The 24,580-nt window shown below is 63.3% G+C and carries 20 protein-coding genes; 5 read left to right on the forward strand and 15 right to left on the reverse strand.

Going from position 1 to position 24,580, the window contains the following annotated elements; translation table 11 throughout:
• Positions 1-590 precede the first annotated feature (590 nt).
• Entirely contained in the window at positions 591-1,346 is a 756-nt protein-coding gene (locus AC07R0_RS13180) for a sulfite exporter TauE/SafE family protein (protein WP_495105148.1), read from the forward strand.
• A 70-nt stretch (positions 1,347-1,416) separates the two neighbouring features.
• Here the strand turns inward: AC07R0_RS13180 and AC07R0_RS13185 are convergent, their stop codons facing one another.
• From AC07R0_RS13185 to gudD, 6 genes are all read right to left on the reverse strand, one after another.
• Complete coding sequence (locus AC07R0_RS13185) at positions 1,417-3,831, reverse strand: glycoside hydrolase family 31 protein (protein WP_495105149.1); 2,415 nt, start codon at positions 3,829-3,831, stop codon at positions 1,417-1,419.
• 18 nt (positions 3,832-3,849) lie between these two features.
• Positions 3,850-4,851, reverse strand: coding sequence for an ABC transporter ATP-binding protein (locus AC07R0_RS13190; protein ID WP_495105150.1), 1,002 nt, complete (start codon positions 4,849-4,851; stop codon positions 3,850-3,852).
• A 21-nt stretch (positions 4,852-4,872) separates the two neighbouring features.
• Complete coding sequence (locus tag AC07R0_RS13195) at positions 4,873-5,940, reverse strand: carbohydrate ABC transporter permease (protein ID WP_495105151.1); 1,068 nt, start codon at positions 5,938-5,940, stop codon at positions 4,873-4,875.
• Between the two features lie 13 nt (positions 5,941-5,953).
• Positions 5,954-6,943, reverse strand: a complete 990-nt coding sequence (locus AC07R0_RS13200) for a carbohydrate ABC transporter permease (protein WP_495105152.1) — start codon at positions 6,941-6,943, stop codon at positions 5,954-5,956.
• A gap of 161 nt (positions 6,944-7,104) precedes the next feature.
• Positions 7,105-8,388, reverse strand: a complete 1,284-nt coding sequence (locus tag AC07R0_RS13205) for an ABC transporter substrate-binding protein (RefSeq protein WP_495105153.1) — start codon at positions 8,386-8,388, stop codon at positions 7,105-7,107.
• Between the two features lie 41 nt (positions 8,389-8,429).
• Positions 8,430-9,773, reverse strand: coding sequence for a glucarate dehydratase (gudD, locus tag AC07R0_RS13210; RefSeq protein ID WP_495105154.1), 1,344 nt, complete (start codon positions 9,771-9,773; stop codon positions 8,430-8,432).
• 175 nt (positions 9,774-9,948) lie between these two features.
• Between gudD and AC07R0_RS13215 the strand changes: the two genes are divergently transcribed.
• On the forward strand, positions 9,949-10,944 hold the full coding sequence (locus AC07R0_RS13215; protein ID WP_495105155.1) for a LacI family DNA-binding transcriptional regulator: 996 nt from the start codon (positions 9,949-9,951) through the stop codon (positions 10,942-10,944).
• A 116-nt stretch (positions 10,945-11,060) separates the two neighbouring features.
• Here the strand turns inward: AC07R0_RS13215 and pdxR are convergent, their stop codons facing one another.
• A complete protein-coding gene (gene pdxR / locus AC07R0_RS13220; RefSeq protein ID WP_495105156.1) occupies positions 11,061-12,491 on the reverse strand; it encodes a MocR-like pyridoxine biosynthesis transcription factor PdxR in 1,431 nt (476 codons plus the stop codon).
• Between the two features lie 67 nt (positions 12,492-12,558).
• Between pdxR and AC07R0_RS13225 the strand changes: the two genes are divergently transcribed.
• The gene (locus AC07R0_RS13225; RefSeq protein ID WP_495105157.1) at positions 12,559-13,209 is read left to right on the forward strand and encodes an FMN-binding negative transcriptional regulator; all 651 of its coding nucleotides are present in this window, start codon (positions 12,559-12,561) and stop codon (positions 13,207-13,209) included.
• A 154-nt stretch (positions 13,210-13,363) separates the two neighbouring features.
• Here AC07R0_RS13225 and AC07R0_RS13230 read toward each other — a convergent pair whose 3' ends face one another.
• On the reverse strand, positions 13,364-14,656 hold the full coding sequence (locus tag AC07R0_RS13230; RefSeq protein ID WP_495105158.1) for an aspartate carbamoyltransferase: 1,293 nt from the start codon (positions 14,654-14,656) through the stop codon (positions 13,364-13,366).
• 145 nt (positions 14,657-14,801) lie between these two features.
• On the opposite strand from AC07R0_RS13230, the gene AC07R0_RS13235 reads away from it, so the two are divergent.
• On the forward strand, positions 14,802-15,212 hold the full coding sequence (locus AC07R0_RS13235) for a GNAT family N-acetyltransferase (RefSeq protein ID WP_495105159.1): 411 nt from the start codon (positions 14,802-14,804) through the stop codon (positions 15,210-15,212).
• A gap of 154 nt (positions 15,213-15,366) precedes the next feature.
• Here AC07R0_RS13235 and AC07R0_RS13240 read toward each other — a convergent pair whose 3' ends face one another.
• The 6 genes from AC07R0_RS13240 to AC07R0_RS13265 all read right to left on the reverse strand — a co-directional run bounded on the left by AC07R0_RS13240 (position 15,367) and on the right by AC07R0_RS13265 (position 22,446).
• The gene (locus AC07R0_RS13240; RefSeq protein WP_495105160.1) at positions 15,367-16,344 is read right to left on the reverse strand and encodes a peptide ABC transporter ATP-binding protein; all 978 of its coding nucleotides are present in this window, start codon (positions 16,342-16,344) and stop codon (positions 15,367-15,369) included.
• Entirely contained in the window at positions 16,341-17,315 is a 975-nt protein-coding gene (locus AC07R0_RS13245; protein WP_495105161.1) for an ABC transporter ATP-binding protein, read from the reverse strand. The genes AC07R0_RS13240 and AC07R0_RS13245 overlap by 4 nt, the downstream gene beginning before the upstream one ends.
• Before the next feature lie 19 nt (positions 17,316-17,334).
• Entirely contained in the window at positions 17,335-18,255 is a 921-nt protein-coding gene (locus AC07R0_RS13250) for an ABC transporter permease subunit (protein ID WP_495074518.1), read from the reverse strand.
• Between the two features lie 7 nt (positions 18,256-18,262).
• Positions 18,263-19,291 carry an ABC transporter permease subunit gene (locus tag AC07R0_RS13255; RefSeq protein ID WP_495096449.1) on the reverse strand — a complete coding sequence of 343 codons (1,029 nt, stop codon included), beginning with the start codon at positions 19,289-19,291 and terminating at the stop codon, positions 18,263-18,265.
• A 71-nt stretch (positions 19,292-19,362) separates the two neighbouring features.
• A complete protein-coding gene (locus AC07R0_RS13260) occupies positions 19,363-20,955 on the reverse strand; it encodes an ABC transporter substrate-binding protein (protein WP_495105162.1) in 1,593 nt (530 codons plus the stop codon).
• A gap of 219 nt (positions 20,956-21,174) precedes the next feature.
• Positions 21,175-22,446 carry an MFS transporter gene (locus tag AC07R0_RS13265; protein ID WP_495105163.1) on the reverse strand — a complete coding sequence of 424 codons (1,272 nt, stop codon included), beginning with the start codon at positions 22,444-22,446 and terminating at the stop codon, positions 21,175-21,177.
• A gap of 81 nt (positions 22,447-22,527) precedes the next feature.
• Here AC07R0_RS13265 and AC07R0_RS13270 point away from each other — a divergent pair, with 81 nt between their 5' ends.
• On the forward strand, positions 22,528-23,496 hold the full coding sequence (locus tag AC07R0_RS13270; protein WP_495105164.1) for a LysR substrate-binding domain-containing protein: 969 nt from the start codon (positions 22,528-22,530) through the stop codon (positions 23,494-23,496).
• A 38-nt stretch (positions 23,497-23,534) separates the two neighbouring features.
• On the opposite strand, the gene AC07R0_RS13275 is transcribed toward AC07R0_RS13270, so the two are convergent.
• A complete protein-coding gene (locus tag AC07R0_RS13275; protein ID WP_495105349.1) occupies positions 23,535-24,488 on the reverse strand; it encodes a GlxA family transcriptional regulator in 954 nt (317 codons plus the stop codon).
• Positions 24,489-24,580: the final 92 nt, after the last annotated feature.

A 24,580-nucleotide genomic window follows, 5' to 3' on the forward strand; every position in this document is an offset into this window, starting at 1 on the left:
GCTTGACGGCTCGAATTCGCTCTTCGTATGAATACATGAACTACCTCCAAGTAGTCCAAGTTATTGTCCGCACCCCCTACGGGTCAGGTTTGCGTGGAAATTAACACTCCTCTCCTTGATTACATGATTTTTCGTGTTCAACACGGAAGTCCGCCTTTGGCCGACGACCGTAGCCGGACGCGCTGTCGTCGAAAAGGGGCCCAAATCGAGCCTTGCCAGCGACTCGCTATGCCCTCGGCACTAGCGCCCTGTTGACCGCATACCAGAACTCGGCTGTCCCGGCATCGCCCACGTCATTGGCTTGCTCAGACAGGCGCAGCGCATACCTGTATGCATCCCGTCCGTGGCGAAGCACAAGTTCGTGCGACTCACGGCCGACTTTGACGTAGTCCACTGTTGCAGATACTGGGCAGTTTTCTGGCGTCATGGCGAAGGTCTAGTTATGGCCGATAGTACCAATTCGCTCCCACCTCTCCACGTTGAGCACGATTGCTCAATGATTGCATGTACCGTCGCTCCACTAGGCCGGACCACGCAGCCAGCCACTTGTTCACAATAGTCCGTTTGGCAAATCTGCTGGAAGGAACGCAATGGATTCGGTGTATGCGGTGGTCGTGGTGGGGGCTGTGGTGGCGGGCTTTGTGCAGGGCTTGTCTGGCTTTGCCTATGGGCTGGTGTCCATGTCGTTCCGGGTGTGGACGCTGGAGCCTCGTCTGGCGGCGGCGTTGGCTGTGTTTGGATCATTGACGGGGCAGGTGATTGCCGCCGTCTCGGTGCGCCGTGGTTTTGACATCCAGGTTTTGCTGCCCTTTGTGCTGGAGGACTTGCTGGGCATACCGCTGGGCGTGGCCTTGCTGCCGCGCATGGACATGGACTGGTTTCGCCTGGTGCTGGGTTGCCTGCTGGGGCTGTGGTGCCCGGCCATGCTGATGGCGCGGCAGTTGCCCCGGGTCACGGTGGGTGGCCGGCTGGCCGATGGGCTGGTGGGGCTGAGTGGCGGTGTGATGGGCGGCCTGGGTGGCTTTACGGGTGCGCTGCCTACGCTGTGGTGCACGCTGCGCGGCTATGAGAAGGATGCGCAGCGTGCCGTGGTGCAGAACTTCAACTTGTCCATGTTACTGGTCACCATGGGCAGCTACCTGGCAGCCGGCATGGTCACGCAGGACATGCTGCCCATGTTTGGCCTGGTGGCGTTGGCCATGCTGGTGCCCACGCTGCTGGGTGCCCGGCTGTACATAGGCATCAGCGAAGCCGCGTTTCGCAAGATCGTGCTGGGCCTGTTGACAGCCTCCGGCGTGGCGATGCTGGTGTCTGCCGTGCCCAAGCTGCTGGCACGTATCATTTGAATTTTTTTGCTATGAAATGAATAGCTGCCAGCGCAGATGTTATGTGCGCTGGCGGCCTATTTCTTCTGTATCAGAGCTTGAGCGTCAGCTGGCGCCAAGCGCCGTCTACCGTGCTGCCCAGCAGCGTGGCGTTACCGAACTGCAGGCTGCGCGTGTCGCTGGCGGGCACATACAGCACCACGCTGTCTTGCACCGGCGCGCGGGCTCCTTCACGCAGCACCTGGATGTTGAGTGTTTCCGCCGTGCTGCTGACCTGCAGCCGCCATTGGCCGTAGTCGCCGTCGCGGCAGGCCTGGGTATGGCCGTCGTCCTCGAAGCAGGTAGCTTCGAACTGGCCTGTGCCCTGGAATGGGAAGACCTGGAAGCCACGCATGTCTTGCACCTGGGCGAAATGGATGTCGCCCACGTTCAGCGCGATGGCGCTGCCTTCACGCGCCAGCAGGGGCGGGGGGCCGTCCAGCGGCGCGTCCAGCGTGATGTGCTGGCCTGCCTTGTAGTACCGCGCCGTGGCCCATTCGACCCAGCCGCCGCTGCCGGGCAGCCAGACGCGGCGCTGGGTGTGGCCTTCGTCCACCACCGATGCCACCAGCAGGTTGGCGCCCAGCAGCATGTCGTCGTTTTCTTCCAGGCAGCGCGTGTCTTCGGGGAAGTCGTGGTAGGTCGGGCGGATGATGGGCTCATACGCGCTGTGGTAGCGCCACACCAGGTCGTATAGGCAGGGCATGAGCTGGTAGCGCCGGTGGATCAGCGCGCGGATCTGCGGCGTGGCGGCCGGGTACATCCAGGGTTCGTTGACCGTCTTGTCGTCGTTCCACGAATGGATGCTGAAGCGCGGCAGGAAGATGCCGTGCTGCACCCAGCGCACCAGCAGTTCGGGGCTGGGCGCGGGGCCGGAGAAGCCGCCGATGTCGTGCCCGGTGTTGGACACGCCGGACATCGCCAGGCCCAGGCCCATGCGGATGTTGTAGCGCAGGGTTTCCCAGGCGGTGTAGTTGTCGCCCGACCAGGTTTGCACATAGCGCTGCATGCCGGCCGCACCCGAGCGCGATACCAGGTAGGGCCGCTCGGCCGGCGCGAACTCGGTCTGTGCGGCGTGGGACGCCTGCATCATCAGCAGGGTTTGCAGCGGCTTGGCTTCACGCGCAGGGCGTGGCGTGCCAAAGCCGTACGACATAGCCTGGTCGCTCCAGATTTCGTATTCGTTGTTGTCGTTCCAGGTGGTGGGGATGCCGTACTGCAGCAGCTGCTCCGTCACCTGCTTTTTCCACCAGGCGATGGTGGCGGGCTGGGTGAAGTCCAGGTAGGCGCCGGTGCCGTCCCAGAACTGGATGGCGGTGGGCTGGCCGTCGGGGTCGGCCACCAGCAGGCCGGCTTGGCGGGCTTCTTCGAAACGCGGGTGGTCGCGCAGCAGGGCGGGCTTGATGTTGGGCACCAGGCGCACGCCTTTGGCGAGGTAGCTCTCTACGAATGCTGCGGGGTCGGGGAACTTGTCGCGGTTCCAGTTGAACACGTAGCGGCCCGGGCCGATGGAGGTGTAGCCGGAAGACAGGTGGAACGAGTCGCAGGGGATGTCGTGCTCGGCGCAGCGCTCCAGAAATTCGCCCATGCGTTCCTGTGCGTTCGGCGCGTCGGTGTAGCTCATGGTGGAGCCCGAATAGCCCAGCGCGTAGCGCGGTGGGAAGATCGGGCGGCCGGTCAGCCAGGTGTAGCGCTTGGTGATGGCGGCGGGGTCTACACCGGCGATGTAGTACAGGTCCAGGTCGCCGTGGTCGGCCACGAAGTAGCGGTAGTGGCCGTGGTAGTTGTCCAGCTCGCGGCCCATGTCGAAGCTGCAGTCGGACAGGGTGTCGTAGAACAGGCCGAAGCACAGGCCGGCATCCTTTTCGCCGCCCTTGCGGGTGATGTAGAACGGGATGTGCTTGTACAGCGGGTCGGTGTTGCGCGCGCTGTAGCCCATCGGGTCCAGGTTGCACATGCGGTAGCGCTGGCCGGCGCGGTTGGCGTCGCCTGCGCGCTCGCCCAGGCCGAAGTACTGCTCGCCACGTTCGCGCTGCAGGTAGTGGTAGACCTTCTCGTCCCACCAGCCGAAGTTGTAGCTTTGGGTGGAGCGGTCAGTGGCGGTGGCTTGCCATTGGCCTTGGTGCTGGCTTTCCCAGCGGCAGAAGAAGCCGGCCAGGTTGATGGTGAGGCGCACGGCGGCAGTGGTGATGCACAGCTGCTTTTCATCCTGCGTCAGCGCGAAGGCCGGTAGCGAGAAGCCGCTGGTGTCGAAGCGGTCGCGGCCCTCCACGGGCAGGTTTTCCAGGCCGGGGGCCACCGTCCAGCTGCGGGGCATGTGCAGCTGGCCACTGGGTAGAACCAGCACGCGCAGGATGTCTTCTTCAAGCACCCAGACATGGGCCACGGCGCCACCGGTGCTGCGCAGTTCGAGGTGGTTGCCGCTGCGTGCATGCAGGGCGAAGAGGGGAGGATTGTCGAGACGCATGGTGTTGGTGTGCAAGAGTTACAGACGCAAGCCGTTCTGATCAAAGCAGTGCAGGTGCTCAGGGGGCGCGCTGACGCGCACGGTGTCGCCGCGCTGGATGGTGGTCTGGCCGTTCAGGATCAGCTCGAACGGCGCATCGGCCACCACGTTGCCGTGCAGGATGCTGGTGGCACCCAGTTGCTCTACCTGCTTGACCTTGAGCTGCAGCGGCCCGGCGTCGTCCAGTTGTGCGTGCTCGGGGCGTATGCCCACGGTGTGCGCGCCGGGCAGGGCGGTGGGGAACTGCTCAGCGGGCACAAAGTTCATGCGCGGGCTGCCGATGAAGCCGGCCACGAACTGGTTGCAGGGCTTGTTGTACAGCTCCAGCGGCGTGCCCACCTGCTCGATGCGGCCGGCGCGCAGCACCACGATCTTGTCGGCCATGGTCATGGCTTCGACCTGGTCGTGGGTGACGTAGATCATGGTCGCGCCCAGGCGGGCGTGCAGGTCACGGATTTCGGCGCGCATGGAAACGCGCAACTCGGCATCCAGGTTGCTAAGGGGCTCGTCGAACAGGAACAGCTTGGGCTCACGCACGATGGAGCGGCCAATGGCCACGCGCTGGCGCTGGCCGCCCGACAATTGCGTGGGCTTGCGCTGCAGCAGTGGGGCCAGCTGCAGCATGGTGGCGGCGGCGGTGACCTTGGTTTCGATGACCGACTTGGCCACACCCAGGTTTTCCAGCCCGAAAGCCATGTTGTCGTACACGCTCATGTGCGGGTACAGCGCATACGACTGGAACACCATGGAGCAGCCTCGGTGCGCGGCCGAGACTTCGTTGACGCGCTGGCCGTCAATGAGGATGTCGCCGCTGGTGGCGGGCTCCAGCCCGGAGATGATGCGTAAGAGCGTGGACTTGCCGCAGCCTGAAGGGCCGACGAAGACCACGAATTCACCGTCGGAGACGGTCAGATCCACGCCATGGATGATGGTGCTTTTGTCAAAGGCCTTGACGATATTGGAGAGTGCCAGAGTAGCCACGGTATACGTCCTATGAAAGTGTTACTTCACACCGGCACCGGCGATGCCAGTGGTGATGTATTTCTGCAAGAAGGTGAAGACCAGGCTGATCGGGATGAGCGTGATCACCGTCATCGCCAGCAGGTAATGCCACTGGGTGTTCAGCTCGCCCTGGAATGCGTTCAGCGCCAGCTGCAGGGTGAAGTTTTCCGACTTGGACAGCACGATCAGCGGCCACAGGAAGTCGTTCCAGCGCCACATGAAGGAGAAGATGGCCAGCACCGCCATGGCGGGTGCGGCCAGCGGCAGGATGATCTTCCAGTAGATGCGCCATTCGCTGGCGTTGTCCATGCGCGCGGCTTCCAGCAACTCGTCGGGAATGGTCAGCATGTATTGGCGCAGCAGGAACACGCCGGTGGGCGTGGCCACGGCTGGCAGGATCACGCCCCACAGGTTGTTTAGCAGGTTCAGGCCCGAGATCACCAGAAATGCCGGCACCAGGATGATGGTGGGCGGAATCATCAGTGTGGCGATGATCAGCACGAACACCGTCTTCTGCCCACGGAACTGGTACTTGGACAGTGCGAACGCGGCCATGGAGTTGAACAGCAGCGTCAGTATGGTGGCCACCACGGTGATGAAAACGCTGTTCCACAGATAGGTGCCAAAGGCGAACTTGCCGAACAGCTCGGTGTAGTTGCCGCTGGCAAACTTCAGCTCATTCAAGGGCTTGCGGTCGTTGATGTTGACCCTGATTTCCGTTTCCGGCTGGGCCGGGTCCACCATGGTGGCGATGATGCCGATGCGGCGCACCTGGGCCAGCTCGCGGGTTTTACCGCTTTCGTCCTTGGCGAGGAACAGCGGCAGCGGTTTGTCAAAGCCCGCCACCACCACCTCTTTCTGGCTGTAGGGCAGGAAGCTGGGCGGGAACTGGCTCAGCGCGCTTTCGGTTTTGAAAGACGACATGACCAGCCACAGTACGGGGCCGAACATAACGACCAGGCCTGCCAGCAGGTAGGCGTAAGAGAGCCAGTCGGTCCAGTGCAGGCGGCTGCCACCATATTTGCCACTGTTTGCGCCACCACGGGTGCGGGTAATGAAATTGGCCATTGGGCTTGTCCTCTTATTTCTTGGTCTTGCCGGCTTCGCTGGCCTTGGACAGGCGCAGCTGCACCAGGGTCAGCGCCATCAGGCCCACGGCCAGAATCAGCGATGCCGCAGCGGCCAGGCCGTACAGGTGGATCTGCTCGGCAAAGCCGGTCTGGTAGATGTATTGCACGATGAAGGTGGTGGCCGAGCCTGGGCCGCCACCGGTCAGCACAAAGACCTCGTCAAAGCTTTGTACCGCGCGGATCATCACCAGCACCAGCACCACGATCAGGTTGGGCATGAGCAGTGGCAGGGTGACCCGGGTGAGCACGCGCCAGGGCGGTGCCGCATCCATCTCGGCGGCTTCGTACACGTCTTTCGGTATCGCTTGCAGGCCGGCCAGCAGGATCAGGGTGTAGAAACCCATGTGCGCCCAGATGGAAACCGCCACCACCCAGAAGAAGGCCCAGTGCCGGTCCAGCAGCCAGTCCATGGGTTGCGAGCCCATGGCGACCAGGCCGGCGTTGAACACGCCCTGGCTTTGCAGCAGCCACTTCCAGATCAGCGCCACCACCACCGGCGACAGCAGCACCGGGTAGAAGAAAACGCCGCGCCAGAAACCCCGGCCGATGATCTTGCGGTTCAGCACCAGGGCCGTGAGCAGCGAGAACAGCACCATCAGCACCACCTGGATCAGGCTGAACTTCACGGTGTTCAGAATCGAGCGCCAGAAGATGTCGGTGCGGCAGGTCTGCAGGTCCATGTAGTCACGGCACTCCAGCAGGATGGAGAAGTTTTCCACCCCCACAAACGGGCGCTGCGTGGGTAGCAGATTTACACCGCCCGTGGCTGCGTACACCAGGTTGATGACGATGGGCAAAAAGGTGAACACGCCGATCACCAGCAGGTTGGGCCCGACAAACAGCCAGCCTATGCGGGAGTTGCCCAGCCATTTCTGGCCCAGCCGAAAGACCGGCTCGAACAGATTGAAAAACAAGCCTAGAAGGCGCAGAAACACGGACATGGATATCCTCTCCTGTAGCACCCGCTTGGCGCAGGCGGGGCCCCTAGACGCAATGGCGCCTAGAGGTGGCTATTCAAATACTACAAACTTTATAGCTGCTTGCGCAGTATTTATCTGTGCTGGAGGCCAAAAAGGCATCTGGCGCAGCGCGGAGCAGCTGGCTACTTTTCAGCTTGCTTGACGGCCTCATTCATGTCCGCGCTGATCTTGGTGATGGCTTCGTCCACGCTGATCTCGCCGACGATGGCCTGCGTCACGCGGGTCACGGTGGGCAGCATCAGGGCGCGGTTGTACTTGTAGCCTTGCAGTGCGTAGGCCGCAGGGGCCACGGTGGGCGCGCCGTTGGTGAAGACGGTCAGCGCAGCCTTGGCAGCAGGCCCGGCACTGGTGTAGGCCAGGCCACGTTGTGCCACTCCGGCGTGGGCTGGAATGGTGTTGGTGCGGGATGCGAATTCGGCCACGTTGGCTTCTTGCGCCATGAAGTCCAGGAACTGCGCCACTTCCTTGGGCGACTTGGTGGTCTTCAGCGCGACCCAGGCCGAGCCGCCGGGCATACCGCTGCAGGCGGCGGTGCCGCAGGGGTTGGGCACGGCCACCCAGTCAAAGGCGTTGCCGATTTCCTTTTGCATGCGGTTGATCTGCCATGAGCCGGACAAGATCATCACCAGGCGGCCGTTCTTGAATTCGCCCACGGTGTCGGCATAGCTGGAGCCGCCGGAGCCACCCCATACGTCCTTTAGCATGGTGCCGTCTTTATGCCAGGCGACGAACTTGCCTACAGCAGTCTTGTAGCCTTCGTCTAGCGCCAGGTTGCCCTTGGCATCGAAGATCTTGGCGCCATAGCTGATGGCCGGGCCGGCAAAGCGGTGGCCCGAGCGGTCCCAGGCCATGGCTGCCGGGGTTTGCGTGGCCTTGGCGACCTTGCGGGTGGCGTCGGCCCATTCATCCCACGTGGCTTTGGGGCCGGGCAGGGCGATCTTGGCCTGTTCGAACAGTGTCTTGTTGACGAAAGGCCCGGTCATGGTCATTTGCGACAGCATGCCGTAAATGCCCTTGTCGCCCGCCTTGTTGCGCATCCAGGGCAGGGTGGTGCCGAAGTTGGTTTCCCAGTACTTACGGTCTTTCAGGTAGGGGCCGATGTCGATGTAGTTCTTCGACAGGCCGCCGATTTCAGCCACGCGGGCGATGTCCGGGCCCTGGCCAGCGGCCAGCTGGATGGGCAGCTGCTCGACCACAGTCTTGTAGGGCACGATGTCCAGGGCCACCTTGGCGCCGGGGTTTTGCTTCTCGTAACGCTTGATCAGGTCGGCGGTCACATCGCATTCGATGCCGTCTTGGTAGCACATGACGCGGATGTCGGCCAACGCCATTCCGGGCAGGGTGGCGGCGAGGCCGAGCAGGCCAACGCTGGCAGCGATCTTCAAGGGGGTGTGGTTGAGCTTCATGGCTTTGTCTCCTTTGGGTATGTTTTGATATTGGATCAGGCTCAGCGCACCATGCACGGACGCTTGTTGTCGAACTTCCAGCCGGGGATCAGGAACTGCATGGCCTGTGCGTCGTCGCGTGAGCCCAGTCCGTGCTGCAGGTACAGCTGGTGGGCTTTTTCGACCTCGGCCATGTCCAGCTCCACGCCCAGGCCGGGCTTCTTGGGCACTTGCACGTAGCCGCCCTGGATCTGCAGCGGCTCTTTGGTCAAGCGCTGGCCGTCTTGCCAGATCCAGTGCGTGTCGATGGCGGTGACCTTTCCCGGTGCGGCTGCGCCCACATGGGTGAACATGGCCAGCGAGATGTCGAAGTGGTTGTTGGAGTGCGAGCCCCAGGTCAGCCCGAAGGACTGGCACAGCTGGGCTACGCGCACGGAGCCGGCCATGGTCCAGAAGTGCGGGTCGGCCAGCGGAATGTCCACCGACTGCAAGGCCAGGCTGTGGGCCATTTCACGCCAGTCGGTGGCGACCATATTGGTGGCCGTGGGCAGGCCTGTGGCGCGGCGGAACTCGGCCATCACTTCGCGGCCGCTGTACACGCCCTCTGCGCCGCAGGGGTCTTCGGCATAGGCGACCACGCCGCGCATGCGCTGGCCCAGGCGGATGGCGTCGCGCAAAAACCAGCCACCGTTGGGGTCCAGTGTGACGCGGGCTTCGGGGAAGCGCTCGTGCAGTGCCACCACGGCATCGACTTCCTCGTCGCCGGGTAGCACGCCGCCCTTGAGTTTGAAGTCCTGAAAGCCGTAGCGTTCTTGCGCGGCTTCGGCCAGGCGCACGATGGCTTGGGGCGTCATGGCTTCTTCATGGCGCAGGCGGAACCAGGCGTTGTCGGCGCCGGGCTCGGTGCGGTAAGCCAGGTTGGTCTTTTTGGCGTCGCCCACGTAGAACAAATAGCCCAGCATCTGCACCGCGTCACGCTGCTGGCCTTCGCCCAGCAGGGCGGCAACCGGCACCTCCAGGTGCTGGCCCAGCAGATCCAGCAGGGCTGACTCGGCAGCGGTGACGGCGTGAATGGCTACGCGCAGGTCGAAAGTCTGGGTGCCGCGCCCGCCGCTGTCGCGCTCGGCAAACTGCTTGCGCATGGCGTTCAGCACGGCCTGGTAGTTGCCGATGGATTGGCCGACGATCAGGGCCCGGGCGTCTTCCAGCGTCTGGCGGATTTTTTCGCCGCCGGGCACCTCGCCCACGCCGGTGCGTCCGGCGTTGTCGGTTAGGACCAGGATGTTGCGGGTGAAGAACGGGCCGTGCGCCCCCGACAGGTTCATCAGCATGTCGTCGTGGCCCGCAACGGGAATCACGCGAAGTTCGGTAATGCGGGGCGTGGAGTGTGAAGATGGAGTGGACATGGGCGGCGTATGTGGTGGGTTGGTATTGTTGTTTGTTATCGATAACAAAGTGAGCGAAGCATAGCTTCTGGAAAATCCTCAAAACAGAGGGTATACCCTTAAATACCTATGAAAGAAATTAAATTCCATACCTAAAACACCTTGTTGACAAGAATGTTATTGATATCATTCGTGCATGTCACAAGCCCTGACTGTTCACGATATCGCCCGCCTGGCTGGAGTCTCCGCCATGACGGTTTCGCGCGCGCTGAACCACCCGGAGCAGGTGTCGCCGACCACGTTGGCCAAGGTGCAGGAGGTGGTGCAGCGCACCGGCTTCATCCCCAACGGCATGGCCGGTGGCCTGCGCTCGTCGCGCGCCCGGCTGGTGGCGGCGGTGCTGCCCACGCTGGTGGGGCCGGTGTTCCAGGAGACCATACAGTCACTGAACCAGGCGCTGGACGCCCGGGGCTACCAGCTGATGATTGGCCAGAGCGGCTACGAGCAGTCGCGCGAAGATGCGCTGCTGGACGCCATCATCCGCCGCCGGCCCGACGGCATTGTGCTGACCGGCATCATGCATTCGGCCGCCGGGCGGCGCCAGCTGCTGGCGTCCGGCATTCCGGTGGTCGAGACCTGGGACTTGACGCCCACGCCCATCGACATGCTGGTGGGCTTTTCGAACGAAGAAATCGGTGCCGCGGTCTGCTCCTATCTGCACCAGCGCGGCTACCGCAAGCCTGCCCTGATGTGCGGTGATGACGAACGCGCGCGCCGCCGTAACAGCGGCTTTCAGCGTATGGCGCGCAGCCTGGGCTGGCAGACCGATGTGCCGGTGTACCTCACGCCACCGCCCACCACCCTGGGCGCCGGGCGTGCGGGCCTGGCCGAGCTGCTCGGCCGCGCGGAGGCCCCAGATGCCGTGTTTTGCAGCTCCGACATGCTGGCCTTGGGCGTGCTGATCGAAGCGCAAACGCGGGGCATCAGCGTGCCTGACCAACTGGCCATCGTCGGCCTGGGCGACGTAGGCTTCGCCGCCAGCCTGGAGCCGGCGCTGACCAGCGTACGCATAGACGGCACGCGCATCGGCCAGACGGCTGCCCAGTACATCGTGGACCGGGCCGATGGCATTGCGATTGCCGAGCCAATTGTGGACATTGGGTTTTCGATCGTGGAGCGGGGTACGGCTTAGTTTTTCCTAGGGTCTTTTTGCTATATTTAACGTAGCCGCTTGTGCAGTATTTGTCTGCACCAGGGCTGGTTTTCTTGTGTAATAAATGGACTTTGGCGCAGGCGATAACTGCGCGCTCACTGACTCACTAAGGGGCCTAGCGCCCGTGCCGCCCGGTCTAGCGCGGCTATGTTGTAGCCCGCGTATCCGAACAGCCAGCCCCGGCGCCGCGCCTCCATGCAGTAACGGGAGATCGGCGCAAGCAGTACGCCGGCATCGTGTGCGCGCTGGCTGAGTTCGGTGTCCTGCACATGTGCGTCCACCGTCAATGCCAGATGCATGCCTTGCAGGCTGGGAGTGAGCCGGATCGCACCGTGGCTGGCACGTGCCAGGCTATCGATCATGGCGGCCTGGCGCTCGTGGTACAGCTCGCGCATGCGCCGCAGATGGCGCAGCAGATAGCCGTCTGCGATGAAGCGGGCCAGCACGTCCTGCACCGCGCCCGGCGACTGCCGGTCGCTCAGTGCCCGCCCTTGGGTAAATGCATCGACCAGTGCATCAGGCAGCACGATAAAGCCCAGCCGCAACCCAGCGCCCAGCGACTTGGAAAACGTGCCCACATGCAGCACCCGTGCGCCGTGCGCCATGCTGCATAGCGCCGGAATCCGCTGTGCACCGTACTGGAATTCGCCGTCGTAGTCGTCTTCCACGATCCATGCGCGCTTGGCTTGGGCCCAGGCAATCAATTCCGCGCGGCGTGCCAGGCCCATGCTGACCCCTAGCGGGAATTGGTGGGTGGGCGTCACCACCGCGAGCTTGGCCTGCGGGTATTGGGCGGCGCCCTGGGCAATGCACAGGCCTTGGTCATCCACCGGTACCGGGCGCACCAGCGCCCCCTGTGCGACCAGGTTGGCGCGGATGCCGGGGTAGCCCGGGTCTTCGACCAGCACCTCGTCGCCCACATCCAGCAGTAGCCGCGCCACCAGGTCCAGGGCCTGCTGCGAGCCGGCGGTGATCAGCACCTGGCCTGGGTCGCAGCGGATGCCGCGCGACACCAGCAGCCATTGGGCGATGGCGGCGCGCAGCGGCGGGTGTCCTGCGGCTTCGGTATAGCCCGCGTTGGCGGTGCGTGTGCCGATCGGCGTTTGTCGTTCCAGTCGCTGCCACAGCGCGAACGGAAACTCCTCCAGCGCCGGCCGACCGATGCGAAACGGCAGGGCGTTGCTGTTGGCTGGAATCCAGCGCGCCCCGACCTCGGCAATCAGCCGGCCCCGCTGCGATAGCAACTGGTGCGCGGCCAGTTGCGGGGCGCGCGTGTTGCCACGCAAGGGCGCACTGCGTTGTGCCACGTAGGTGCCATCGCCGACGCGGCCCACCAGGTAGCCCTCGGACTGCAGGCGCTCGACCGCCCACAGCACCGTGTTGCGCGACACACCCAGCACCCGCGCATGCTCGCGCGAGGCCGGCAAACGGCTGTCGGGTGGCAAGGTTCCGGTCTCTATTGATTCGCGCAGCTGTACATAGACCTGCTGGCGCAACTGGCCCGAAACGGCTCTTTGGTTTGCCAAGAAATGGCCCCTTGGATTGAGTTAAATAATCTTAGTATGAAGGGCCATTTTACGGAGCACCCATTCCATGTACCTGCCCGCCTACTTTGAAGAAACCCGCCCCGAGGTATTGCAGCCACTGCTCAACGCACACCCGCTGGGCCTGCTGGTCACACAGGATATGGAGGGCGGGTTGGTGGCCAATAGCCTGCCGTTTCTGTGGGAGCCCGACCCGGCTGGAGGCCCCGGCATACTGCGCGGCCACGTGGCCCGCGCCAACCCGCTGTGGCGCGAGTCCCGTACCGATGTCGATGCGCTGGTGGTGTTCCAGGGGCCACAGACCTATATCTCGCCATCCATGTACCCCAGCAAGGCGGCCACCGGCAAGGGCGTGCCGACCTGGAACTACACCATGGTGCAAGCGCGCGGCCCGCTGCGCGCGGTGGACGATGCGGACTGGCTGCGCGCCTTTGTCACCCGTCTGACCGAGCGCCACGAGGCGCAACGCCCGGTGCCGTGGGAGGTCAGCGATGCACCTGCTGACTACATCGACACCATGCTGCGCGCCATCGTCGGCATCGAGATCACGTTGACCTCGCTGCGCGGCAAATGGAAGGTGAGCCAGAACCGCGCCCGGCCTGATCGGGAGGGTGTGGTTTACGGACTGCGCAGCCAGGGTGGTGCCGAAGCCGAAGCCATGGCCCAGGTCGTTGCGGATGCCATCGCGCCGCTGTGCTGACTGGGGCGTATCCGCCTAGACGCTATTCAAAAGCTGAATTTGCTATTAAATAAGTAGCTGCTAGCGCACGCAGAATATGCGCTGTAGGCTATTTTTTACTGCAAGAGTGGGCGTGGTGAGGTATCCGAACGCATATTCCAGTGCCGATGTGTGTTTACGCTTCGTCGGCAAGCAAGGCGTCATCGGGGCCAATATGTGCCGGCGATCTCCACGACGCGTCGCGCATCGACCGTTGGACCAGGCTGTCGACTCCGAGCATTTGCGCAAACAGCGCCATGCGGATGGGAATGCCGTTGTCGGTCTGCCGGAAAATCGCCAGTCGAGGGTCGGTGTTCAAGTCCACGCTCAGGTCGAAGGAGCCGGGCCTGCTGTCTCGGGGTAGGGGGTGCATCAACACGGTGTCGGCTTTGCCCGTGGCATCAAGAAGGGCGCGATTCACCTCGAAGCTTTGGTCGTAGCCATCTATCGCTTCCTCTGTAAATCGTTCTTTTTGTATCCGGGTTGCATAAAGTACGTCGGCCCCCACCACGGCCGTGCGCAAAGAGTTGGATTGTTCGACGACATGCCCCCGGCTCGAAGCCAGATGGACGAGTTCGGATGGCATCTCCAGTGAGCGCGGAGAAACCAGGCTGATCTTCATGCCGCGGTAGAGCGTCAATAACTTGACCAGGGAGTGCACTGTGCGCCCATATTTGAGGTCGCCCGTCAGCACGATGTGCGAGCCGTCGATCAGCTTGCCGATGTGTGAAAACTCTCTTTGTATCGTGTACAGATCCAGCAGCGCCTGGCTTGGATGCTCGCCTGGGCCGTCGCCACCGTTGATCACGGGGATGTTGGTTGCGCTTGCAAACTCTGCCACCGAGCCTTGCTCTGGATGCCGAATGACCAGTGCATCCACATAGCCACTGATGACGCGACTTGTGTCGTAGATGGATTCGCCCTTGGCCATGGACGAGAAGGTGAAGCCCGTGGTGTCGCAAACGGAGCCCCCGAGTCTGCAGAACGCAGCGCCAAAGCTCACCCGGGTTCGGGTGCTGGCTTCAAAGAACAGATTGCCCAGCACTGCGCCCTCCAGAACCCGGGAAACCTTGCGGCGGCGCGCAATCGGCTGCATTACGTCTGCCAAAGAAAACAGCGCCTCCACTGCTTCGCGGCTGAACTGAGAGACAGACAGCAAGTGCACTGTTCCCGGCCAGGCATCCGATGGATTTGCATTTGTGCTGTATACGCTTTGCGTACTTTTTTCTGTTGCACTAGCCTGGGTAAGAATTTCCCCTATGAACCTCCGTACAACCTCGGGCATTGCTCGGTACTCTGCCGATTCGTCGGGCAGGAGCCAAGCGTCAAGAGCACGCTTTCGAGAGCCAATTCGCTCAGCGAAGGCCTCGCGGGTCATGTTGAGCCGCCGCATCGCATCGCGAAGAAGTACCTGTTGCGCTTGAGTCATGGATCGCAAATATATACGCTTAGCGTACGTTTTGCAATGGGTGAATGCATAACGCTTGCTCTGATGGTCAAGTCGAGTGGGTGCGACGGCAGCAAGTCTGGTCTTCGTTAATTCGTGGACACGTTACCGCCCTATATTTGAGGTTATGACTTACACCATCAAAGAAGAAATACCCAGCGTTCCCGACTACATTCGCATCCGTCTTGCGGCCGGGCTGAGTAGAAAGTCCCCGGAGGCTGCGGCAATCGGTCTCAAGAATGGCTTGTTCAGCGTGGTCGTGTATTGGGGCGAAGTGCCGGTGGGCATAGGCCGCGTCATTGGTGACGGAGGCTGTTTCTTCGAAATTGTGGACATTGCCGTTGTTCCAGAGCATCAGAAGAAGGGGCTTGGTCACATCGTCATGCAGCGACTCATGGCGTATATCCACGCAACGGCTCTGCCAACCGCCTACGTAAGCCTCATGGCTGACCATGGAACGCCGCGGTTTTACGAGCGCTATGGCTTTGAAGCTTCGCTTCTTCCCAAAAAAGCGGGTATGTCGCTGCGCATAGGTTAGCTACCACGCCAGGGCCCAACATTTGTACTGGGGCGTTCCATGTGCGCAAGAAGTCCTGGCGCCATGCTAGATTGATTTGCTACTAAAAAAATAGCTGCTAGCGCAGATAATTCCTGCGCTAGCAGCCTATTTCATCTGTAGATATCAGCCGCTATTACCCCGCGTTAATACTCTCCGCATGGTGGCAAGCCACCTCGCGCCCTAGCAGTGGGCGCAGCTGTGGTTCCTCGGTCGAGCAGCGGGCCGTGGCGTGCGGGCAGCGCTTGTGGAAGGCGCAGCCTGTGGGAGGGTTCAGCGGGCTGGGCAGCTCGCCGGTGATCTTGATCTTCACCTTGCGCTGGTGCCGGTCGATGGACGGCGTGGCCGACAGCAGGGCCTGCGTGTACGGGTGCAGCGGGCGCTCGAAGATCAGGCCCTTGGCGCCGACCTCGACCGCGCGGCCCAGGTACATCACCATCAGGTCATTCGCCACATGCTCGACCACCGCCAGGTTGTGCGACACGAACACGTAGGCGGTCTGGAACTCTTCCTGCAGGTCCATGAACAGGTTCAGCACCTGGGCCTGGATGGAGACGTCCAGCGCCGATGTGGGCTCGTCGGCCACGAGGATCTTCGGCTGCAGAATCATCGCCCGGGCAATCGCAATCCGCTGGCGCTGGCCGCCAGAGAACATGTGCGGATAGCGCTGGGCGAACTCGGGCCGCAGGCCGACGCGGCGCATGGTGTCATGGACCTTGGCGGTGCGCTCTGCGGCGCTGAGCTTGGTGTTCAGCAGCAGTGGCTCGGCTAGCTGGTCGATGATCTTCTGGCGCGGGTTCAGCGAGGCGTAGGGGTTCTGGAACACCATCTGCACCTTGCTGCGCATGGCTTTGCGTTGCGCCGGGTTGGCCGTGTCCAGCGCCTGGCCGTCCATCACCAGGCTGCCTGACGTTGGCGCTTCGATCAGCGTCAGTGCGCGGGCCAGTGTGCTCTTGCCGCAGCCGGATTCACCCACCACGGCTAGCGTCTTGCCGGCCTGCAGCTGGAAGGAAATGCCATTCAGTGCCTTGACCTGCAGCTTGGGCTTGAACGCACCCTGGGTTACCGCGTAGTAGCGGGTGAGGTTCTTTGCCTCTAAAACGATAGCGCTCATGCTGCCACCTCTGCATTCAGCGGGAAGAAGCAGCGCACGGCGTCACCGTTGTGCTGGGTCAGCGCTGGGCGTTCGGTCTTGCAGCGGTCTTGTACGCGCGGGCAGCGCGGCGACAGCAGGCAGCCCTTGGGCCGATCATATTGGCCGGGCACCATGCCTTTGAGCGTGCTCAGGCGGCGTGCGCCGTGGCTGCGCTCGGGCACGGCCTGCAGCAGTGCGTCGGTGTAGGGGTGGGCGGGGTGGTCGAACAGGCGGTCCACCTTGCCGGTTTCCACCACCTGGCCGGCGTACATCACGGCCACGCGGTGGGCCACCTCGGCCACTACGGCTAGGTCATGGGTGATCATCACCAGCGCCATGTTGTGGGCTTTCTGCAGGTTCACCAGCAGGTCCATGATCTGTGCCTGGATGGTCACGTCGAGTGCCGTGGTGGGCTCGTCGGCGATCAGCAGGCGCGGCTTGCAGGCAATGGCGATGGCGATCATCACGCGCTGGCTCATGCCGCCGGACAGCTGGTGCGGGTACACGTCCAGCCGGCTCTTGGCGGCAGGGATTTCCACCATCTCCATCAGCTCGACCGCGCGGGCCGTGGCCGCCGCGCCGCGCAGGCCCAGGTGCTGCTTCAGTACTTCAATGATCTGGTAGCCGACGGTGAAGCTGGGGTTCAGCGAGGTCATCGGGTCCTGGAAGATCATGGCCATGTCTTTGCCCAGCAGCTTGCGGCGCTGGGCGGGCGTGATCTTCAGCAGGTCCTGGCCGTCGAAATTCAGCGTGTCGGCGGTGATGCGGCCCTGGCCGTCGAGCAAGCCCATGAGGGCCATCATGGTCACCGACTTGCCGGAGCCGGATTCGCCAACGATGCCGACGATTTCACCCTGGGACACGGCCAGGTCCAGCCCGTCCACCGCCCGGAAAGCGCGGCCTTGTGGGCCGAACTCTACGGATAGATTTTTAATGTTTAACAAACTCATCGTGTTTCTTTTCGCGGGATCAGGCCGCAGTTTTCAGTTTCGGGTCCAGCGCGTCGCGCAGGCCGTCGCCCATCAGGTTGATCGCCAGCACCGACAGCAAAATGGTCAGGCCGGGCAGGGTGACGACCCACCAGGCGCGTTCGATGTAGTCGCGCGCCGAGGCCAGCATGGTGCCCCACTCGGGGTTCGGTGGCTGCACGCCCAGGCCTAGAAAGCCCAGTGCCGAGATTTCCAGAATCGCGGCCGAGAAGCCCATGGTGGCGTGCACGATCAGCGGCGCCATGCAGTTGGGTAGCACCGTGACGAACATCAGGCGCAGCGTGCCGGCACCCGACAGGCGGGCGGCGGTGACGTAGTCGCGGTTCAACTCGGTCATGGCGGAGGCGCGGGTCAGGCGTACATAGGCGGGCAGCGAAACCACGGCAATCGCCACCAGCGCATTGCCCAGCCCGGGGCCAAGCACGGCCATGATGGCCACGGCCAGCAGCAACGCGGGCAGGGCCATCATGATGTCCATGATGCGCATGATGGTGGAGTCCAGCGCCTTGCCAAAGAAGCCTGCGCACAGGCCCAGCACCACGCCGGGGATGAGTGCCATCAGCACCGAGAAGAAGCCGACGAACAGCGACAGCCGCGCGCCGTGGATCAGGCGCGAGAGGATGTCGCGCCCGACTTCGTCTGTACCCAGCAGGAACTGGCTGGAGCCACCGGCCACCCAGGCGGGCGGTGTCAGGAAATGCTCGCGGAATTGTTCAACCGGGCTGTAGGGCGCCACCCAGGGCGCGAACAGCGCTGCCAGGCAGACCAGGGTCATGAAGCACAGGCCGATGACGGCGCCTTTGTTCTTCGTGAAGCTGCGCCAGAACTCTGACCAGCTGGATGGAGGTGTGCCGGGTGCGAGTTCCAGCTCGTCGGTCACGGGAAGGGGTAGGGTAGACATGGGGGTTCTATTTCTGGTGTCGGATGCGTGGGTTGGCCACGCCGTACAGGATGTCGACGATGAAATTGGTGGTGATGACCAGGCTGGCGACCAGCAGAATGCCGCTTTGCACCACCGGGTAGTCACGCCGGCTGATGGCGTCGATCAGCCATTTGCCGATGCCGGGCCAGGAGAAGATGGTCTCGGTCAGCACCGCGCCGCCCATCAGCGTGCCGACCTGCAGGCCAATCACGGTCAGCACCGGTATCAGCGCATTGCGTAGCGTGTGGATGAACACCACGCGTGCGGGTGACAAGCCCTTGGCGCGGGCGGTGCGCACATAGTCTTCACGCAACACCTCCAGCATGCTAGAGCGCGTCATGCGTGCAATCACCGCCAGCGGAATGGTGCCCAGCACGATGGTCGGCAGTATCAGGTGCTTGATGGCGTCCCACAGCGCGCCTCCGTTCAGGCCCGGGTCGGCACGCTGGGCGCGCCAGGCGTCGATCAGCATGAAGCCGGTGTCGGGCGGTATGTCGAATGCCAGGTCGATGCGGCCGGACACAGGCGTCCAGCCCATGCCGCTGGAGAACACCATGATCAGCACCAGGCCCCACCAGAAGATGGGCATGGAGTAGCCGGTGAGTGCCAGCGTCATCACCCCGTGGTCCAGGATGGAGCCGCGTTTTACCGCCGCCGTCACGCCCGCCACCATGCCCACCACCAGGGCGAACAGCAGGGCCATCAGCGCCAGCTCCAGCGTGGCGGGGAACAGGGTTTTGAATTCGGTCCAGACGGGGATTTGCGTCTTCAGTGAAGCGCCCAGGTCACCCCGTGCGAGCTGGCCCAGGTAGTGAAAATACTGCACCGGCAGCGACTGGTCCAGCCCCAGGCGGTGCATGGCTTCGGCGTGCATTACAGGGTCCAGCGTGCGCTCGCCCACCATCACTTCGATGGGGTCGCCGGGGATCATGTGGATCAGGGAAAAGGTCAGCAGGGTGATACCGAAAAAGGTCGGAATCACCACGGCCAAGCGTTTGAGGATGTAGAGGAACATAGCTGCTTAAAACAAAAAAGCAAGGTAACGAACTTTGCCGTTACCTTGCTTTCTGGACTGACGATAGGGGCTTACTTCGAGCTCACACCTGCGAAGTCAAACACAGCAAACGGGCTGATCTTCAGGCCGTCCACACCCTTGGCGGTGGGCAGGCTCACCGTGGAGTGGGCAATGGTGGACCAGGGCAGGTCGCGCTTGAAGACTTCTTGCGCCTTCATGTACAGCGCTGTGCGTTCCTTTTGGTCCAGGCTGTTGCGGGCCTTCAGCACCAGGCCGTCGAACTCCTTGCTGCAGTAGCGCGCGTAGTTGTTGCCGCCCACGGATTCGCAGGTCAGCAGCACGCCCAGGAAGTTGTCGGGGCTGGCGTAGTCGCCGCTCCAGCCGATCAAGCCCGCGTCTTGTTCGCCGGCCTTCATGCGCTTGAGGTATTCACCCCACTCATAGCTGACGATCTTGGCCTTCACGCCGATCTTGGCCCAGTCGGCCTGGATCATCTCGGCCATCAGCTTGGCGTTGGGGTTGTAGGGGCGCACCACCGGCATGCTCCACAGATTGATCTCAAAGCCATCGGGGTAGCCGGCCTTTTTCAGCAGCTCCTTGGCTTTTTCGATGTTCGTGGGGGCGTTCTTCAGCGTCGGGTTGTAAGACCACAGCGAGGATGGGAAGGGGTTGGTGGCTTCCTGGCCCTGGCCTTGGTACACGGCCTCGATGATGGCCTTGCGGTTGATCGCCATGTCCAGCGCCTGGCGCACTTCCAGCTTGCCGGTGATGGGCTTTTCAGTGTTGTACGACAGGTAGCCGATGTTGAAGCCAGGCGCGCTGATGACCTTCAGCTTGGGGTCGGCCTTCAGGCTTTCCAGGTCTTGCGGCTTGGGATAGGACATGGCCTGGCATTCACCGGCCTTGACCTTTTGGGCGCGCACCGATGCATCGGTGGTGATGGCGAAGATCAGGTTGTCCAGCTTGATGTCCTTGGCGTTCCAGTACTGCTTGTTGGCCGCGTAGCGGATTTGCGAGTCTTTTTGGTAGCGCTTCAGGATGTAGGGGCCGGTGCCCACGGGCTGCTGGTTGATCAGCGCGGGCGTGCCGGCGGCCAGCAGCTTGTTGGCGTGCTCGGCCGACAGGATGGAGAACACCGGCATGGCGATCTTGGCAAGCAGGTCAGGGTCGGGCTTCTTCAGCAGGAAGACCACGGTGTTGTCGTCTGTCTTGCGTACCGAGGCCACGTTCGTGTCCAGACCGGTGTCGCCCGCGTAGGGGAACTGCACCGGATAGGCCTTGGCGAAGGGCGTGGTTTTGTCGAACATGCGCATGAACGTGAACACCACGTCATCGGCATTGAAGTCGCGGCTGGGGGTGAAGTTCTCGGTGGTGTGGAACTTCACGCCCTTGCGCAGATGGAAGGTGTAGGTCAGGCCGTCGGGGGCGCTGTCATAGGACTCGGCCAGGGCGGGGATCACCTTGGTGGTGCCGCGCTCGAACTCGACCAGGCGGTTGAAGATGGCCATGCCGGCCGCATCGAAGGTCTGGCCGCCGGTGTACTGTGCGGTGTCAAAGCCCTCGGGGCTGGCTTCGGAACAATAGACAAGGGTGCCTGCGGCGTGGGTTGCCAAAGCGGCGGCGGTCAAGCCCAGGGCCACGACCAGTTTGCTCAGATTTTTCATGGTTCTCCAAATATGTCAAAACGCAAAGTCAGACGTGCACTGCGATGGTGCTCGCATCGTGCGGTGGAGGGATTGGTAAATACCCCAGCGTCTGCCGGCGACATTATCAGCAGATTCCATGCCATCGTCAGACATCATGTCACTTAGGCGTCTTTGCTATGGAGTTTGTAGCTGCTAGCGCAGGTGATATCTGCGTCGGAGGTGGATTTTTTACATTTTTTACTTGGGTTGTACTCTGGCACCACCCAACAAGGGCCGCGCCATCAATGCGCAGCCGCTGGCCAGCAGCCACACCAGAGGCCAGCCCTGCAGCGCCAGCAGATGCGGCACGGCCAGCGGCGTTACAAAGCAGACGCTGAAGACGCAGGTATTCGCCATCGCCAGCGCCGTGCCGGACCGCTGCGCGCCGGCGCAGCTGGCCAGCTGCACGTAGGCCACGCCATGCCAGGCGGATACGCAGATGCCGCAGATGGTCAGCAGCACCAGCAAGCTAGCGCGTAGCAGCGGCGAGGCCAGCAGTTGCCCGCCGTCGGCCAGTGCGCTGAATATCGCCAGCCCGGCAAACAGCGCAGCACTCAGGTCGCTGCAGGAGCGCAGATAGGCCGGGCGATTGCGCCGCTGGTCGGTCCAGCGGCCGCTCCAGACGCGCATCACCATCGCGCCCAGCTGCACCAGCGCCATCGCCACGGTGATGGTCGCCAGGCCGGCATGTCCATAGTCGTGCAGGAACACGGTGCCGAAGGACAGCACGGCAAATTGCGGCGCACACAGAATGCCGATGCCGGCCACGGTGCGCCAGATGCGCGGGTCACGCAGTGGGCCGTTGCGGGCGGCGGCGGTAGCCGGTTTGGCGTGTGACATCAGCGCCGGCTCGTGCACCCAGGCCCAGGTCAGCAGCGCAGCCAGCAGGCACAGCACGGCCAGCAGGCTGTAGATCGCGGCAAAGCCGTGCTGCAACGCCAAAGCCGGCAGCAGCAGCGCGCCAATGCCGCCGCCCAGCGGCACGGCGGTCTGGCGGATGCTCATCGCCAGGCCGCGTTCGCCGTCGGCAAACCACAGCATCACCGCCCGGCCGCTGGCGCCGTTCACGCTGCCGCCTAGCAGGCCCACCAGCACCAGGCCGCCGGCCAGCAAGCCCAGCGGTGGAATCTGCCCGCCCGATGGAGCCGCCCACAGCGCCATGGCTGCCAAGGCCAGTGCGGTGCTGACCAGGCCGGTCAGCAGCACCGGGCGGTCGCCCCAGCGGTCGGTCAGCAGGCCCCAGGGCAGCTCGCTGATGGCGATGCCCAGGCCCATTAGGCCCAGCACCAGGCCCAGCGTCGCGTTGTCGAGCCGGTAGCCGTCGCGCATCAGCACCGCGGTCATCGGGATGCCGCTGAAGGCTACGGAAAAAGCCGCATTCGCGGCAACGCCGGCGGCCAGCACCTTCCAGCGGTGGCGCGGCGGCGGGCAGGTAACAAGGGGGGTGGAAAGAGTCGCTTGGTGTGTCATGCGGCAGATTGTGGGCAGCGCAGACTGTTTTGAAAATCAGAAACTAGTAGACTAATCATTTTGAAAATCAGGACGATTGCCATGGGCCAAGTCACCTACGACATCGACATGCTGCGCAGCTTCTCCACCGGCATTGCGCTAGGCAGCTACGCCCGCGCGGCGGATCGGCTGGGCCGCTCCACCTCGGCCGTCAGCGCGCAGCTGAAGAAGCTGGAGTCGCAGTCCGGTACGCCTTTGCTGCGCAAGTCCGGCCGTGGGCTGGAGTTGACGGATGCGGGCGAAACCCTGCTGGCCTACGCCCACCGCATGCTGGCGTTGAACGACGAAGCCGTGGCCGCGGTGCGCGGCACCGACCTGCAGGGCCGGGTGCGCCTGGGCCTGCAGGAAGACCTGGGCGAGGCCGTGCTGCCCGAGGCGCTGGGCCGCTTCGCCCGCGCCCACCCCAAGGTGCGCATCGAGGCCTGTGTGGCCACCAGCGCGGTGCTGCGCGAGAAATTGGCGCTGGGCCAATTGGACCTGGCGATGTTCTGGGACGTAGGCTTAGACGCTGCCGATGCGCGCACCGACAGCGTGCTGCGTCTGCCACTGCAGTGGATAGGCCCGGCCGACTTGGACGCGCTGGACGCCCCCTGGTGGCGTCAGCTGCGCCGCGGTACGCAGGGTGGCTTGCAAGAGCCGCTTCCGCTGGTCGTCGTAGACGCCCCATGCCCGCTGCGCGACATCGTTACCACTACGCTGGAACGCGCCGGTATGCCCTGGCGCTATGTGTTCACCAGCTCCAGCCTGGCCGCGCTGTGGGCCGCCACCTCGGCCGGCCTGGGCCTGTGTGTGCGCACGCCGTTCGGCCTGCCGGCCCATGTGCGGACGATCGAACGTACTGGCGCCGTGCTGCCGGCGCTACCGCAGATCACTCTGGCCCTGCGCCGGGCCAGCAGCGAGCCAGAGCCGCCGGTGCAGCGGCTGGCGGAATTGCTGACAGAGTCGGTGCAACAGGGTGGGTGGGGGAGGTTGCCAGCGGGGCGGGATGTAAGGGTGCTGGCTAAGGCTTAGTTTAGGCTGCGAGATCGCGTGCCAGTTTCACCCCACCCTCATCCCGCAAATCGCTTCCGGTATTCCACCAGGCTCACCCCCAGCCGGCGACCAAATGCCCGTCTGAAGCCGTCCACATTGGCATACCCCACGGCATCGGCCAGCCGCTTGGCGGGCCAGTCTGATTCTTCGGCCAGGCGGCGGGCCGCGTCTATGCGGGCGTTTTCGACAAATTCGGCGGGCGTGGTGCCGGTCTCAGCGCGGAAGATGCGGGCAAAGCTTCTCTCGCTCATGCCGGCCTTGGACGCCAGCAGCGGCACGGACAGATCGTCCTTCAGGTTTGCCAGCACATAGTCCTGCAGCGCGCGCACATGGGACCGCTCCGCGGTTTGCGCCGCCAGGTGGGCGCTGAACTGGCTTTGCCCGCCCGGGCGCTTGAGGAACATCACCAGCTCGCGCGCTACGCGCAGCGCAAGCTCGCGGCCATGGTCCTGCTCGACCATCGCCAGGGCCAGGTCCATGCCGGCGGTGACGCCTGCGGAGGTGAACAGCTTGCCGTCTTGCACGTAGATGGCGTCCGCTTCGACATTGGTATTGGGGTAGGCCGCTGCGAGGCGGGCGGCAGAATTCCAGTGGGTTGCGACCCGCTTGCCGTCCAGCAGGCCGGTGGCCGCGAGTACGAAGGCACCGGTACAGACCGAGCCATAGCGTCGCACGCTGCGCGCCTGCCGTCTAAGCCAATCTTGCAGTGGCAGGTCATTGGCCATGTCCTCGATATTCGGGCTGCCCGCGACCAGCAGGGTGTCGATAGGCCCGCGCTGTGTGGCCACGGTGGCGTCGACGGCCAGGCGCAACCCACCGCTGCTTTTGAGCATGCCTTCTTCGGTGCCAATGACCTGCACCTGGTAGGCGCTTGGATTGCCGAGCTGGCGCGAGGCTTCGACGAAAACGTCTGCGGGCCCTGCAACATCCAGCAGCTGGAAACGGGGAAAAGCGAGTATGGCGATACGCATGGCAGACATTGCCCAATGATTGGCAGAAAACGCCTTATGTCGGCGCAGACAGTAGGCGGAGTCTGGCAGAAAATATATGTTCATGCAAATCC

This window comes from Rhodoferax sp. GW821-FHT07F03, assembly GCF_059418745.1.

Excerpts from the sequence above, each read along its gene's own strand:
- AC07R0_RS13180 (WP_495105148.1), top strand. The coding sequence starts at position 591 with ATGGATTCGGTGTATGCGGTGGTCGTGGTGGGGGCTGTGGTGGCGGGC.
- AC07R0_RS13185 (WP_495105149.1), bottom strand. The coding sequence starts at position 3,831 with ATGCGTCTCGACAATCCTCCCCTCTTCGCCCTGCATGCACGCAGCGGC.
- AC07R0_RS13195 (WP_495105151.1), bottom strand. The coding sequence starts at position 5,940 with ATGGCCAATTTCATTACCCGCACCCGTGGTGGCGCAAACAGTGGCAAA.
- AC07R0_RS13200 (WP_495105152.1), bottom strand. The coding sequence starts at position 6,943 with ATGTCCGTGTTTCTGCGCCTTCTAGGCTTGTTTTTCAATCTGTTCGAG.
- AC07R0_RS13205 (WP_495105153.1), bottom strand. The coding sequence starts at position 8,388 with ATGAAGCTCAACCACACCCCCTTGAAGATCGCTGCCAGCGTTGGCCTG.
- gudD (WP_495105154.1), bottom strand. The coding sequence starts at position 9,773 with ATGTCCACTCCATCTTCACACTCCACGCCCCGCATTACCGAACTTCGC.
- AC07R0_RS13215 (WP_495105155.1), top strand. The coding sequence starts at position 9,949 with ATGTCACAAGCCCTGACTGTTCACGATATCGCCCGCCTGGCTGGAGTC.
- AC07R0_RS13225 (WP_495105157.1), top strand. The coding sequence starts at position 12,559 with ATGTACCTGCCCGCCTACTTTGAAGAAACCCGCCCCGAGGTATTGCAG.
- AC07R0_RS13230 (WP_495105158.1), bottom strand. The coding sequence starts at position 14,656 with ATGACTCAAGCGCAACAGGTACTTCTTCGCGATGCGATGCGGCGGCTC.
- AC07R0_RS13235 (WP_495105159.1), top strand. The coding sequence starts at position 14,802 with ATGACTTACACCATCAAAGAAGAAATACCCAGCGTTCCCGACTACATT.
- AC07R0_RS13240 (WP_495105160.1), bottom strand. The coding sequence starts at position 16,344 with ATGAGCGCTATCGTTTTAGAGGCAAAGAACCTCACCCGCTACTACGCG.
- AC07R0_RS13245 (WP_495105161.1), bottom strand. The coding sequence starts at position 17,315 with ATGAGTTTGTTAAACATTAAAAATCTATCCGTAGAGTTCGGCCCACAA.
- AC07R0_RS13250 (WP_495074518.1), bottom strand. The coding sequence starts at position 18,255 with ATGTCTACCCTACCCCTTCCCGTGACCGACGAGCTGGAACTCGCACCC.
- AC07R0_RS13255 (WP_495096449.1), bottom strand. The coding sequence starts at position 19,291 with ATGTTCCTCTACATCCTCAAACGCTTGGCCGTGGTGATTCCGACCTTT.
- AC07R0_RS13260 (WP_495105162.1), bottom strand. The coding sequence starts at position 20,955 with ATGAAAAATCTGAGCAAACTGGTCGTGGCCCTGGGCTTGACCGCCGCC.
- AC07R0_RS13265 (WP_495105163.1), bottom strand. The coding sequence starts at position 22,446 with ATGACACACCAAGCGACTCTTTCCACCCCCCTTGTTACCTGCCCGCCG.
- AC07R0_RS13270 (WP_495105164.1), top strand. The coding sequence starts at position 22,528 with ATGGGCCAAGTCACCTACGACATCGACATGCTGCGCAGCTTCTCCACC.
- AC07R0_RS13275 (WP_495105349.1), bottom strand. The coding sequence starts at position 24,488 with ATGCGTATCGCCATACTCGCTTTTCCCCGTTTCCAGCTGCTGGATGTT.